This window comes from Erythrobacter sp. W36 (assembly GCF_057364935.1).
Window position 1 is genome coordinate 517,603 of sequence record NZ_CP200281.1, and the last position, 12,887, is coordinate 530,489.

At 59.1% G+C, this 12,887-nt stretch carries 12 protein-coding genes and 1 pseudogene; 1 reads left to right on the plus strand and 12 read right to left on the minus strand.

The window, feature by feature from the left end:
- Positions 1 to 11: 11 nt before the first annotated feature.
- The 4 genes from AC0V6U_RS02460 to AC0V6U_RS02475 form a co-directional block, all read right to left on the minus strand.
- A complete protein-coding gene (locus tag AC0V6U_RS02460; protein ID WP_472644649.1) occupies positions 12 to 623 on the minus strand; it encodes a superoxide dismutase in 612 nt (203 codons plus the stop codon).
- A gap of 191 nt (positions 624 to 814) precedes the next feature.
- Positions 815 to 1,489, minus strand: coding sequence for a hypothetical protein (locus tag AC0V6U_RS02465; protein ID WP_472644650.1), 675 nt, complete (start codon positions 1,487 to 1,489; stop codon positions 815 to 817).
- A 101-nt stretch (positions 1,490 to 1,590) separates the two neighbouring features.
- Entirely contained in the window at positions 1,591 to 2,973 is a 1,383-nt protein-coding gene (locus AC0V6U_RS02470; protein WP_472644651.1) for a carotenoid oxygenase family protein, read from the minus strand.
- Positions 2,921 to 3,235 (minus strand): hypothetical protein, encoded by a 315-nt coding sequence (locus tag AC0V6U_RS02475; RefSeq protein ID WP_472644652.1) that lies wholly within the window; start codon positions 3,233 to 3,235, stop codon positions 2,921 to 2,923. Before AC0V6U_RS02475 ends, AC0V6U_RS02470 begins: the two co-directional genes overlap by 53 nt.
- Before the next feature lie 25 nt (positions 3,236 to 3,260).
- Here AC0V6U_RS02475 and AC0V6U_RS02480 point away from each other — a divergent pair, with 25 nt between their 5' ends.
- Complete coding sequence (locus tag AC0V6U_RS02480) at positions 3,261 to 4,073, plus strand: universal stress protein (protein WP_472644653.1); 813 nt, start codon at positions 3,261 to 3,263, stop codon at positions 4,071 to 4,073.
- Positions 4,074 to 4,204: 131 nt separating this feature from the next.
- On the opposite strand, the gene AC0V6U_RS02485 is transcribed toward AC0V6U_RS02480, so the two are convergent.
- The 8 genes and pseudogenes from AC0V6U_RS02485 to AC0V6U_RS02520 form a co-directional block, all read right to left on the minus strand.
- Entirely contained in the window at positions 4,205 to 5,140 is a 936-nt protein-coding gene (locus tag AC0V6U_RS02485; RefSeq protein ID WP_472644654.1) for an acyl-CoA thioesterase, read from the minus strand.
- Between the two features lie 45 nt (positions 5,141 to 5,185).
- The gene (locus AC0V6U_RS02490; protein ID WP_486169358.1) at positions 5,186 to 6,259 is read right to left on the minus strand and encodes a GNAT family N-acetyltransferase; all 1,074 of its coding nucleotides are present in this window, start codon (positions 6,257 to 6,259) and stop codon (positions 5,186 to 5,188) included.
- A complete protein-coding gene (locus tag AC0V6U_RS02495) occupies positions 6,214 to 7,125 on the minus strand; it encodes a cupin-like domain-containing protein (protein WP_472644656.1) in 912 nt (303 codons plus the stop codon). Before AC0V6U_RS02495 ends, AC0V6U_RS02490 begins: the two co-directional genes overlap by 46 nt.
- Positions 7,122 to 7,418, minus strand: a complete 297-nt coding sequence (locus AC0V6U_RS02500; RefSeq protein WP_472644657.1) for a GNAT family N-acetyltransferase — start codon at positions 7,416 to 7,418, stop codon at positions 7,122 to 7,124. The genes AC0V6U_RS02495 and AC0V6U_RS02500 overlap by 4 nt, the downstream gene beginning before the upstream one ends.
- Positions 7,419 to 7,434: 16 nt before the next feature.
- A complete protein-coding gene (locus AC0V6U_RS02505; protein ID WP_472644658.1) occupies positions 7,435 to 8,262 on the minus strand; it encodes a GNAT family N-acetyltransferase in 828 nt (275 codons plus the stop codon).
- A 201-nt stretch (positions 8,263 to 8,463) separates the two neighbouring features.
- Positions 8,464 to 8,907, minus strand: a complete 444-nt coding sequence (locus tag AC0V6U_RS02510; RefSeq protein WP_472644659.1) for an alpha/beta hydrolase family protein — start codon at positions 8,905 to 8,907, stop codon at positions 8,464 to 8,466.
- Positions 8,849 to 10,534, minus strand: coding sequence for an alpha/beta hydrolase family protein (locus AC0V6U_RS02515; RefSeq protein ID WP_472644660.1), 1,686 nt, complete (start codon positions 10,532 to 10,534; stop codon positions 8,849 to 8,851). Before AC0V6U_RS02515 ends, AC0V6U_RS02510 begins: the two co-directional genes overlap by 59 nt.
- A gap of 235 nt (positions 10,535 to 10,769) precedes the next feature.
- Positions 10,770 to 12,882 (minus strand): annotated as a pseudogene (locus AC0V6U_RS02520) (sodium-translocating pyrophosphatase).
- Positions 12,883 to 12,887: the final 5 nt, after the last annotated feature.

Here is a 12,887-nt window from a genome sequence, read left to right on the forward strand (position 1 = left end):
TCGTGTTCGGCTTAGGCCGGGTAAACCCAGGCTGTACCGCGCGCGAGGTTCTCAGATGCGAAGGCCCAGTTGAGCTTCGAGCCGACGACCGCGTCGAGATAGGCCGGACGCTTGTTCTGGTGGTCGAGGTAATAGGCGTGCTCCCACACGTCGACGACCAGCAGCGGGTTGAAGCCGCTGTCCGCCAAGGTGTCGCCATCATGGGTTTCCTCAATGGAGAGCGCGCCGTCCTTCTCAGCCAGCCAGACCCAGCCGCTGGCAAAGTGGCCAGCGCCGCGTGCTTTCAGCTGTTCCTTAAGCTCGTCGACGGAGCCGAATGCGGCGTCGATCTTGGCTTTGAGCTCGTCCGATGGGGCGGTCTCGGTCGCCGCCATGGAGTGCCAGTAGAACCCGTGGTTCCAGGTTTGCGCGGCGTTGTTGAACAGGCCTTGGTTGCTGCCGCGGGCGGCGCCAACAATCGCTTCGAGCGAGGCATCGGCGTGATCGGTGCCGTCAATCGCGGCATTCATCTTGTCGATGTAGGTCTGATGGTGCTTGCCGTGGTGAAACGACAGTGTCTCTGCCGAAACGGCCGGTGCAAGTGCGGTGTCTGCGTAAGGTAAGTCGATGAGTTTGAAAGCCACTTTGGTCCCTCTCTTATGGAATCTGGATCGCTATAGGGACAATGCACGGCGTGGGTAAAGGTTGCATCGCAATTGGAATTGGATGTCCATTAGGCGGGGGCGAGGTCGGGCATGAGCGCGCGCCGCTAAGCCAAGGCGGCGAAGCGGTGCTTTCCTACTGCGGTCTGATGTGAGAGTAGCTCTCGCTCAGGTTATGGGCGCATCGCGCTTTCAGGGCCTGGGCCCAAAGGTGCGGTCAGACCATCAACTGTGAGGCCAAGGCCATGCACCAGCTCAATCGTGCGTTGGTCCGCGCCTGCGATCACAGCAATCGATGTGGCCAAGCCAGAGATTGGCCCGCCGGTGATGCGTCCGATGTTGTCCCAAGCGTCTTGGCGCGCCTGAGCCTGAGCGCGGTCAAACTCGGTGTAGGCGCTCATCGTGAACTGCGGCAGTTCACTGGAAACCTCGGTTCCATACGGGTTTTGCGCGGTGTTCATGCCCGGCTGACCGGTTGGCTGACGAAACGGAAGATCAACCGCAAGCTGCTGCGCAGCCGTTGTGAAAGAAGAGGCCTTGTAAGTGTCGAGCGAGCTTTGGAATTGACCCTGTTGGCGCGGGCCAAGCTGGCTCATCACGGCAGCCTCGAGATCGGCGGCGCTGAAGCCATCGGTAAGGCCAGTGCCCTGATATGTGCCATCGGAAATGCTCTGCATCGCCATATCGACGCTGGCGGCGAGGCGGTCAGTCTCCAAACCCGCCGGGCCAGTAGACGAGCCGATCAGATTGCTGGCCATCTCGGCGGCGCTGATCCCATCAGAGCCCGAACCGGATTGGCCGGGGCCGACCCCCGATACGCCGTTATTGCCACCTTCGATGCTCGCCACGTGTCATGCTCCTGATTGCACTTATGCTTAGGAACAGCGTTATCAGGAGGCGGACGGGCGGGGCATCTGCAAAACGTATAGGGCGGCGTGTGCTCGGGAGGTCAGGCGGCGGCCTCTTGCAATTGGCGAAGCTTGAAGGCGCGGTCGCTGGCGAGCTGCGAATGCTCGACCCAGGTGGAGTGCACTCCGCTGCTGATCTTGTGCGGCAAAGCGAGGCGGCAGATCGGACCTTTCGCCACGTCACTGGCGTCCAGAATGGCGAGCTCAGACGTGCCGTTGTTTTCGTCGATCAGGAAGGTGATGAGATAGCCGTCATCCTCGGCCAGCGTCTCAGCAGCCGGGGCCTTGCGCGGGATCATTGGGCTCTCGCTGGCATAGACCCCGTCTGGCAGAGTGAAGATTTGCTCTTCGCCCGTCTCGGTGTCTTGCCGGACATAGCCGTTGAATAGGAACCAGCCGGGCCGCGTCGTGGTCGACCAGATGTAGCGCGATTTGCGCATCAGATAGGCCGGGTTGATCATGCCAAATTCGACGATCCGATCCGACAGGCGTTCTTCCTTGCACTCGCCAGTGGTCAGGTTGAAACGCCAGCGGTGCAGGCGGCTCTTGAAGCTGTGCTCGTCGACATAGGCCATCATCCGCCCGTGTTCGCCTTGCTCCTCCAGCGGCTGTGGCATGGGTTCGTCTTGGTAATAGCCTTCCATGACGACCTCATCGCCGTCTGGCCCGCTCTCTTCCCAAGCGTTCGTCCAGTGCAGCACATAGGTCGGCGAGGCTTCGAACCAACGGATGTCCTGCGCGCTGCCATGACGCGGGATCAGAGCAAAACGGGTCGGCACGCCTTCATGCAGGCGAGCGGCGTGAATCCCGCGCTCCAGCAGCTTCGCATCCCAGAACAAGGGCATGTCGTTGAGGATCGACCAGTTCGGCGTGATCGCCATATCATGCGGCAGGCGCGGGCCATCGAGCGGGACTGGCGTATAATGGGCCAGCTTACCCGCCCGGTCGACCACGCCGTAATGCATGTAGGGCGCGTGGACGGAATAGTTGAAGAACATCAGCTCGCCGGTGCTCTCATCCACCTTGGGATGGGCAGAGACCCCGTCGATCGGTCCCCAAGGCGCTTTGCCAAGGTTTTCCAAAGTCACCGGGTCCATCTGCCAGGCCTCGCCGCATTGATAGAGCGTCGCCAGCGCAGTTCCCGCATGGACGAGAATGTCGGTCGAGGCTGTGTCCTTAAGCCCGCCATGCGCGCCAAAGCCCGGGCGCAGCGACGTGCCGGGAGGGTCCATCAAGCCGCCCCACAGCGCCTGGCCCGCAATCTGCTCCGCCTCAAAGCATTGGGTGCGCACAAAGCGATTGCGATAGCTTGCCTTACCGCCGCTAATGTTCACCTGATGCACCATCGCATCGCCATCAAACGGGTGGTGCTTAGCCCAGCGGCTGGTGCGCCGGGTTCTCTGTATTGCGCAGGTAAATGCCATCAATGTCGGCGGGGATCGCGCCCTCGATCACTTCCAGCTCATCCACATCCACCTCTTCGTGAACCGGCGTCCATGGCCCGGAAAGATACGGGTGGTTGCTGGGTTCAAGCGTCGTCTTAACAGGCGGTTGGCGAGTGATTTGCATTGCGGTGATCTCCTGATCGGTCAGCCTAGCGGCGAGGGCGGTGATATCAAGCGGATTGACCGGCAAAAGCTGCCCAATTTGATCCTGATCAATGACGCCGCCGATTGCGCCTTCCATCCTGCACTCAGGAAGGAGAATACCGATGAAATCGATATTACTGCACATCAGCACCGATGCAGGGATGGAGGCGCGCTTGCAGACAGCGCTTGATTTGGCCCGCGCGCATGGTGCCCACATCACATGCCTCCAGGCGGTTAGCTTTGAGGTGTTTGCCCCCGGCGACTTCTATGGCTCCGCTATGGCGGCCGCTTTGCCCAAGATCAAAGAGGCCGCGGAAGAACAGCGCGCGAAGCTGGAGGCGGATCTGGCCAATGAGGATGTCGCTTGGGATTGGTTGTTCCTGCACGGAATGCCGGAAACGCGGTTGCTGGAGCAATCGGCTCTGCACGATCTCGTCATCGTTGGCCCGCATGACGTTGGCGAGCGCAAAGGGCCATCTCGCATGGCGGGAGAGCTAGCCTTGAAGGCTCCGTGTCCGGTGCTGGTTGTGCCAGAGACGGCCACGCGCTTTGACAATACGGCACCGATCTTGGTCGCGTGGAATGGCTCGTTTGAGGCCAGCGTCGCCCTGCGCAGCGCCGTGCCTTTGCTCGCCAAGGCCAGCAATGTGTTCCTCGCCAGCGTGGAGGAGAAACTGGACAAAGACCGCTTCGATGTCCCGGCTTTTAAAGGCGCACAATATCTCAGCCGCCACGGGATAGAATGCGAGATTGTCGAGATCCCAGCCGATGGCAGCAAAATCGCAGACCTGCTCACATCAGCGGCGAGGTTGCGCGAATGCGGCCTGATCGTGATGGGCGCCTATGGCCACTCACGCCTGTCAGAGATGCTGCTCGGCGGGGTCACGCGCCGCGCGCTGACGGATCCTGAATTGCCGATCTTGCTGGCGCATTGATGTGGTGGCTTTGTTGACCAATTCCCAGCCACCCGCGCCCTCCACCCTTCTACCCGGATCCTACCGGGAGACAATCCGGGTGGAAGGGTGGAGGGCGCGGGTGGCTGGGCAACGAGAGAGCCAAAGAACCACTACTTCGCTTTACGGCGTCGGATCATGCCTTCTTGTGCAATGCTGGCGACTAGCTCGCCTGATTGGTTGAACACGCGGCCCCGGTTGAACCCGCGCCCATGGCCGGACCACGGGCTGTCAGTGGCGTAGAGCAGCCATTCATCCGCACGCGCTTCGCGGTGGAACCAGATCGTGTGGTCGAGGCTGGCCCCGACCAGCTCGCCGCGCATCCAGCTAAGCCCGTGGGGCAGGGCGCTGGTGCCGAGCAGCGTGAAATCGCTGGCATAGGTGATCACGGCGCGGTGCAGGCCGGGGTTATCCTCAATCGCGGGCAGCGGCGCGCCGGTGCGGAACCAGGTGTGCGCTTTCGGTTCGCGCGGTTCAGAGTTCATCCAATGCAGCCTGTCGATCGTGCGCATCTCAATGGCGCGCGGGCGCAGCATCATCCGGCGTTGATCCTCGCTCAGCTTGTCGCCCAATTTCGACAACATCTCGCGGCGTACATCCATGTCGCTGCGCAGCTCATCCGGCCCCTCGACATCGGGCATCTCCGCATCGCTGTGCTCCAGCCCGGTTTCGGGCGTTTGAAAGCTCGCGGTGAGATTGAGGATCGGCTTGCTTTCGCCCGCTTCATTGGTCTGGCTGGCGACGACCCGGCGGTTGGAGAAGCTGCGCCCGTCAAAATCGCGTGCGATCCGGTAGTCAATCGGCGGTCCTTCTTTGCCGCCGCGCAGGAAATATGCGTGCAGCGAGTGCGCTTGCTTTGGCTGATCCACGGTCGCTTGCGCGGCCTGAATAGCCTGCGCCAGCACTTGGCCGCCAAACACGCGGCCCATGCCGCCTTTTTGCGGACGGCCGGTGAAGTTGTCCGGCGTGTTCTGCTCGACTGTGAGCAGTTTGATCAGCCCATCGACGAGCTGCTCATTGGTCGGAACATTGTCTGAAGTGTCGCTCATTTCGCCGCTCGCAATGCGGCGCGATGGCGGCAAGGTCAAGCGGGCTTAGCGTTCCCACACCCGGCGCAGGAGAGCGGCTGGCAATGCGCCGCGCACAAACAGCAGATCAGAGACGCTCGAGGCCTCTTCTGCGCCCATTTGCCGTTTGTATCCGCCATCGCCAAGGCCCCAGTCAATGCGGGCAAGGCCGCGCTTTGCTGCGCTGGTGAAGTCGTCATAGAGCAGCACGCGGCCGGGCGAGAACTTGTGGAATTGCTGATCGAAATTATTGGCGATTGCATAGCGCGTGTCGCCGCAGTCGAGGCCAAAGGTGAAGGCCGCCGGTATAGCGCCAACGTGCAGTAAACTGCCTCGGATCATCGAGGCGATTGCAGGGTCCGCAGCGATGCCTTCCCAGAATGAGCGCAGCGCCGGATCGTGGAATTTGGTGTCGCCGCCCTGTTCGAGCTGACCGACCCAGGAGTTACTTTCAATTTCGGCGATGGCGTCGCGGGTGTCATCGGTCCAATCTTCGCCAGTGAAGTGCGAAATGGTGACTGGACCTGTTTTCTCCAGCTGACGAACCCGCCAGCGGTCCTTCTGCTGACCTTTGGTGGAGGGCCAATTACCCGACGCTGTCAGCGCGACAAGATCGAGCACAAACAGCGTGCCAACCGGGCGGGAAAGCACGCGCCAGCCAGCCTCGACTGCTGCGGCTTTGAGCACGTCGAGAGATGGATCTTCATTGACCACTGGGCCCATGCGCCAGACATTGCCGAGCTGCTTTGCAAGCGCCTTGTCCTTGAGAGCAGCTGCAAGCTCTTCCGCTGTGCACTTGCTATCCAAAGGAGCGCCGCGAAACGGCCAATAGGCGCCTGCGACCTGCTTGATTGCAACGGGGCCGAGCTTTTTCTCGCACATGGGAAAGGCGGCAATCGCTTTGCCGTCATCGCCGCGCGCGACAAGCTCCATTGTTGCCGGATCGCGGCCCGATGCAAACCACTGCGCCCTTAAGAAAGCGCGGCGCGGATCATCTGCCTCTGCAAGACGGTCCAGCTCCGACTGGGGCTTCGTGTCGATGGGGAAGGGCGCGTTCATGACAGCGGCGGCAATCCAGCGCGGCCAAACAGGCGGCGCCATACGCGAAAGCTCAGCGCTTTGACACGGTTGCTGGCGGGCCAGCGCCGTGGCGCATTAGGCGTCAGGCCGATCCGGCGCATCAGCACATTGGCGCAGCGCGCATCGCTCTCATCATAGCTCCAATTGGAGCGCCAGGTGATCGACAAAGAAATCGAGCTGTGCGGCCCATTGCGCACGAAATGCGGGGCCATCACCGGCACGTAAACGGCATCGCCCGGACCAAGCGGAAACTCACGGCCTTGGCCTTCAAAACTATCATCCCATTTGAGCTCGCGCGCGCCGCCTGCGTGATAGGCTTCATGCTCGCTATCGGCCGCAAAGCGCGTATCGCCAGCGGGGAATTGGGTCATCACCTTGCTGCCCGTCACTTGCAGCAGAATGTTGTGCTCCGGGTCAAAGTGATAAGGCGTGACGGCGTTGGGGCTGGAGATGAAAATGAACCCTTGCGGGGTCAGCATCTCGCCGGTTTTGGCCTCAATCTCCGCCTGCAATTCGCCGAGCAGATCGTGCAGCAATGCCTGATAGGATGGCACTTGCTCAACATTCTTAAGCACCGCCCAGCTGTTGGCCTCGTGCACTTTGCGGATCGTCTCTGCGATGGAGAGGCCGTTGCTGTCCGGCTTGCCATCCACGCCAATCGGCAAATCGCCGCGATTGTATTCAACCGAGCCTTCTGGAAGGCGCTCCGCCATGCTGGCCAGCGCTTCGATCTCCAGCAGCGGATGCTGATCGAGGGCATGGCGCAAAACATGCGGCGTTTCCGGATAGTGCGCGGCAAAGTGACCGCGCGCATTCGTATCAAAGATCGCCGGGGCAGAGGCGCGCGCGCTCTGCCAGTCGGTCGTGTCTGTGATGGGCGCGTTCATAGCTGGTTCCCTTTGCGCAGCTCGCGGCGCATCAATTGCTCAAACACCGCGCGGCGCAGTTTCCCGCCGATTGCGACATTGACGCTATGGATGCTGCGCTTCTCGCGCCACAAGCGCTCGATCATCGAGTGTCCTTCGGCGGCACAGCTGTCGGCCCATTCGATAAATTCGTTGTCCAGCAGCTCCAGATTGTCGAGCTGGAGCAAGAGCCCGGGCGAATACTTTGCGTAGCGCTCATCAAAGGCGGTTTTGAAGCTGTAGGCTCCCGGCGGCGTGATGAAGTTCGCGAGCATTGCAATGGCTCGCCCGTCAACTCTCAAGGCGAGCCGTTCCAGCTCGACCAGAGCGCGCTGCGCCGACCAATGCGTCGGTGAAGAACTGTTCGGTATGCGCCGCGCTGGCGAGGGCGGAGCCTTCTGCCCCTTTCCAGCCTGCGCGTTCAACCGAGAGAAACTCGCGGGTCCATTCGGCGATGCCTTCTTCGCCTTCGGTCCGCTCCACGCTCAATGCGCCTTCTTCCGCGAGGCGTTTGCGCAGGCGGCGCAGTTCTTTGCGCCGTTTCTTGGTCATGGATGCCTCGAGATATTCCTCGGGCGAGATTTCGGCGTCCAGCATGGCGCGTTCTTTCCGGTGCACGATGGCGCTCGGGCGATCGTGCTCGGTCAATGCTTCGCGCAGGCCCTCGGCCACCGGGCCATCGGCGGGCAATTGCGGCAAATGCAGGAACAACGCCTGGCGCGGCTTATGGTCGAGCGCGGTGAACAAGGTGCGCCAGAAATCGATCTCATGCCCCTTGGCGATCAAAGGCGCGCCACAAAAACTGTTCGCGTGCAGCGCTGCGCCGCAATGCGGCACGGGATAGCCGTAATATTGGCGGGATTGTTCGAGCGGGATGAGGCCGAGCAGGTCGCCGCCGACAATATAGGCGAACACTTCGACCTTCGCGCTTTCTGGCAAATTGGCGAGCGAGGCGGAGAGAAACCATTCCTCGAAAAAGGGGTTGGGTTCGGATGCGCAATTGGTCAGCTCGTCCCATGCGGCAAGGAAGGCGGAGCGGCTGATTTGGGCAGGCGTCAGGGCATGCATCCCATCGCTCCAACCCGCGAGCGGGCCAGAGTGAGAAGGGGCGCTGGGCATTGCAGGCGCGCTTGCCATGTCCATCCGTTAACCTTTTCCGAGCGCGCAGAATCGCGCGCGGGGCGTGGTGTAGGCCGAATGACGTTAAGGAAGCGTTTGTGCGGAGCGTTTTGAGTGCGAGTTTGGGGTGGACTAGCCCAGAAACACAAACGGCGGCGCCCGATTGGGGCACCGCCGCCCGCAATTCATCAGACGGAAGGCTTAGTTCAGCTTCGCAACCGGCGGTGCTGTGTCGCCGTCAGACGCAATGTAAGCTGGATTGTGTTTCTCAAGCCAAGCATAGGCTTCGTTGATCCACTGCATATGAACATCGTCATATGGAAGGTTATGCGTGCCCTGCTCTTGAACGATGTACTTGAAATCTGTCCCTTCTTTTTTGCCAGATTTCTTGAGGTTTTTGACCAGCGTTTCTGCTTGCTCCATTGGGATGCGAGCATCACGCTTGGCTGCGACGATCAGAATTGGGGACCATTTCCCATCGGTGTTGAGCGCTGGCGAAATCCCTTTTGGATCGTCAGAGGTGGCTTGGAAGCCACTGCTGAAACGACCCAGATTTTTCGCATCCCACTTATTCATCAGAGGCATGTCATATACAGCCAGCCCCGGCGATGGCGCATTTCCAAGCCTCAGGGTCGCGCTGCGCACCGCGCGCCGCTGCATAGCCGCCATAGGACCAGCCCATGACGCATGCGCGGTCTGGATCGATAATGCCTCTTTGGCCAAAATACGTCAGAACATCATTGAGGTCGTCTTGCATACGCTTGCCGTAGCCTCCGGGTTCACGACCAATCTTCACGAAGTCTTTGCCATAACCGCCGGAGCCACGATAGTTTGGCTGGATTACAACATAACCTTGCTCGGCGATTGCTTGATGCCAAGGAAAAAATCCGATTTCAACGGAATCCGTTACACCAAATGGCCCGCCGTGGGGCATTACAAGCACCGGCAGATTCTTTTGACCGATCCGGTGGCGCGGATAGGTCACGACTGCTTGAATTTTTGTCCCGTCGCTTGCCGTATACCATTCGGCTTTCATTGGATTGGCAGGGGCATCTTTGAGGGCCGTTTTTGACCAATTGAGGAGATTAAGTGCTCCCGTTTGCGTGTCAAATAGGTAGTAGCCGCCAAACTTGGACATTCCGCCACCGAATACGACCACTTTCCTCATATCTGGGGTGTAATCTACAATCGATGCTTCACCCTCGCCAAAGACGTCTTCAAGCAGAGCTTTGACCGTCTTAAGGTCAGGATCAATGTATTCAACACGCATTGTGCCATCGAAGGTTCTATAACCCAGTACTTTTGATCGATCTTCATTCCGAATGATGCCTTGCACATCGAAGCCTTCTGTTTCGAAGACTTTCTCTTTCATCTCAAGCGTGGTCATATCCATTTTGTACACCGCGTCGGTTCCATCCCGGTTCGACACTGCGTATGCCATGTCAGTTCCTGGGATAAACACAGCCGGACTTGGCGCACCAGATGTCCAGGTCTCATCCGCTTCATTGAACACAGTTTTCAGGTTCTTTTCGCCTTCCGCCTTGTACAGAACGCGGACTTTTCCTGAATCTCCATCAAAGGCGGTTCCGGCTCTTATCTCACCATCGGAGTCAACCAGCCAGTTTCTTACTATTGGATTGGTCCTCTGAACCATTTTGTACTTGCCGGTCGAAACATCCACCTCAACGATTTCTGGGAAGAACCGTCGTTCTGTAGACCCAGCGGTGCTATCGCGCTGCAGCAAATACTTACCAGTTTCGTGGTTCACATATTTGATGTTTGTGGCTCCGAAGCCAGCATTGCGCCAAGCTTGTTGAACCAATTTGCCTGACTTAACATTATAGGCCACCAAACGCCGAAAATCGGCAAAATCACCACCACCCAGATCTTCGCGGCTGATTGTGCTAATGACAATGTGTTCATTTCCAATCCAGCCGAAATTGGTCATCGTGCGATCACCGCTCTCCCGGGCTTCCTCGGCTGCAAGGACTATTTTCTCCTGCATAGTCTCAAGGTTGAGTGTGACGAGGAGCGAGCGTCCACTGCGCGCAGCCCGGTATGCAATGCGTTTGCCATCGGGTGAGATTCGAACAGTCTGCATATTCGGTGCTTTGACGAATTCGCCAGCAGGAATGCGGTTTCCAGCGGTTTCAGCGACCTGCGGCGCTTTGTCCTGTGCCAATACAGCAGTTGATGCCATGCCCATGCCAACCATGGCTACGCCAAGCGCGCAGGCGCTTACGCCGCGCAGAACGAAAGTTCTCAAATTCATTGTGTGATCCAGTACCCTATTTGGATTTTCATCCAGTTTGCGACTTATACTCCGCCGTCCCCCGGCCGAGCATCCCCTTCAGACCAGAAGGTTATGAGAAAAGGCTAAACAGTTCAAGCGCCGCTGTCTGGCGTAATTTGCAACATTCCAGACCACAAAAAACCCCGCCAGACCTGCGCCCGGCGGGGTTTCAAAATCTGTGCCGCCGATTGCTCAGCTGCGGATTGGTGTTAGATCAGTGCCCACCAGCGAGCGCCGCGAGCAGAAGCAGCGCGACGATGTTGGTGATCTTGATCATTGGGTTCACGGCTGGGCCAGCGGTGTCCTTGTACGGATCGCCAACGGTGTCGCCAGTCACAGCGGCTTTGTGAGCCTCTGAGCCTTTGCCGCCGTGATTGCCATCTTCGATGTACTTCTTGGCATTGTCCCATGCGCCGCCGCCAGCGGTCATGGAAAGCGCCACGAAGATGCCCGAGACGATCACACCCAGCAGCAGCGCGCCAAGAGCAGCAAAACCGTTCGCTTGGCCTGCAACAGCGGTAATCGCGAAATAGACAACGATTGGTGCCAGCAGCGGTAGCATCGAAGGCAGGATCATTTCCTTGATCGCCGCTTTCGTTACCAGATCGACCGTCCGCGCATAGTTAGGACGGCTCGTCCCGGCCATAATACCAGGATCTTTCGAGAACTGGTCACGAACATCGATAACGACATCGCCAGCGGCGCGGCCAACGGCGGTCATGCCCATCGCACCGAACAGGTACGGGAGCAGCGCGCCGAGCAGCAAGCCAACGATGACATACGGGTTTTCAAGGCTGAAGCTGACCGCGAGATCTGGGAAGAACTCTTTGAGGTCAGCGGTGTAGGCCGAGAACAGTACAAGAGCCGCCAGACCGGCAGAACCGATTGCATAACCCTTGGTCACCGCTTTCGTGGTGTTGCCAACGGCGTCCAGCGCATCGGTTTTCTCCCGAACGCTTTCCTCCATCTCAGCCATTTCAGCGATGCCGCCAGCGTTATCGGTGACAGGACCATAGGCATCCAAAGCAACAACCATACCGGCCAGCGCCAGCATCGAAGTCGCCGCAAAGGCGATGCCCATCAGACCAGCAAGCTGGTATGTCACGATGATACCGATCACGATCACAATGGTTGGCAGTGCGGTCGATTCAAGGCTGATAGCCAGGCCTTGAATAACGTTTGTGCCGTGTCCAGTCTCAGACGATTTCGCAATCGAGCGGACTGGGCGGTACTCTGTGCCCGTGTAATATTCGGTGATCCAGATGATCAGGCCAGTGATGACCAGACCAACCATCATCGCCAGGAACAGTGACATGCCGGTGAAGGTTTGATCCCCCAGCGTGTATTCCGTTGCCATGCCAACCGCATAATCAGTCGCAAAGTAGATCGCGACAGCGGACAGCACCGTGGTGACGATAAAGCCCTTGTAGAGCGCGCCCATGATGTTGTTCGAGGAACCGAGACGGACAAAGTACGTCCCGATGATCGAGGTCACGATGCAGACACCGCCAATAATCAGCGGCAGGCTCATCAGCGCAAGCAGGTCAGCAGCGGCAAGGCCGGTGAAGAGCAGCGCGGTCAAGACCATGGTTGCACCAACGGTGACAACATAGGTCTCGAACAAGTCAGCGGCCATGCCGAGCACAATCGCCAACATTGTCGCCCACGTTATCGGCGATGGTCGCCGGGTTGCGGGGGTCATCCTCTGGGATGCCGGCTTCAACCTTACCAACCAGATCGGCGCCAACGTCCGCGGCTTTGGTAAAGATACCGCCGCCCAAACGCGCAAAGATTGAGATCAGTGATGCGCCAAAGGCGAGGCCGACGAGCGCGTCGATGACTTCGCGTTTTTCAGCGAGGACGGTGAGGTCCATGCCCATCGTGCCAACCAGCACATAGAAGAACCCTGCGATGGACAGCAGCGCGAGGCCAGCGACCAACATGCCGGTAACTGCACCAGCGCGGAACGCCACGGTCAGGCCCTCTTGCAGGCCCGTTTCAGCCGCCGCCGCCGTGCGCACATTGGCACGTACCGAGATATTCATCCCGATAAAGCCAGCCACACCGGACAACACAGCACCGACGATAAAGCCGATGGCCGAAACCGCGCCTAGGAAAATGAAAACGAGAATGGCAACCACCACGCCGACCATGCCGATCGCAGTGTATTGCCGTTTGAGATAAGCCTGCGCGCCCTCTTGAACAGCGCCAGCAATTTCTTGCATTTTGGCGTTCCCGGCACTCGCGCTGAGAACTTGCTGACTGGTGACAATGCCATAGATGATGGCAATGACGGCCAGTCCAATTGATATGAGTGTTAAGTCCACTGAAT

What these genes read in the sequence shown, in the direction of transcription:
- AC0V6U_RS02470 (WP_472644651.1), bottom strand. Translation starts at nt 2,973, where the DNA reads ATGGCATTTACCTGCGCAATACAGAGAACCCGGCGCACCAGCCGCTGG.
- AC0V6U_RS02515 (WP_472644660.1), bottom strand. Translation starts at nt 10,534, where the DNA reads ATGAATTTGAGAACTTTCGTTCTGCGCGGCGTAAGCGCCTGCGCGCTT.
- AC0V6U_RS02505 (WP_472644658.1), bottom strand. Translation starts at nt 8,262, where the DNA reads ATGCCCAGCGCCCCTTCTCACTCTGGCCCGCTCGCGGGTTGGAGCGAT.
- AC0V6U_RS02480 (WP_472644653.1), top strand. Translation starts at nt 3,261, where the DNA reads ATGAAATCGATATTACTGCACATCAGCACCGATGCAGGGATGGAGGCG.
- AC0V6U_RS02475 (WP_472644652.1), bottom strand. Translation starts at nt 3,235, where the DNA reads ATGGAAGGCGCAATCGGCGGCGTCATTGATCAGGATCAAATTGGGCAG.
- AC0V6U_RS02490 (WP_486169358.1), bottom strand. Translation starts at nt 6,259, where the DNA reads ATGGCGCCGCCTGTTTGGCCGCGCTGGATTGCCGCCGCTGTCATGAAC.
- AC0V6U_RS02500 (WP_472644657.1), bottom strand. Translation starts at nt 7,418, where the DNA reads ATGCTCGCGAACTTCATCACGCCGCCGGGAGCCTACAGCTTCAAAACC.
- AC0V6U_RS02485 (WP_472644654.1), bottom strand. Translation starts at nt 5,140, where the DNA reads ATGAGCGACACTTCAGACAATGTTCCGACCAATGAGCAGCTCGTCGAT.
- AC0V6U_RS02495 (WP_472644656.1), bottom strand. Translation starts at nt 7,125, where the DNA reads ATGAACGCGCCCATCACAGACACGACCGACTGGCAGAGCGCGCGCGCC.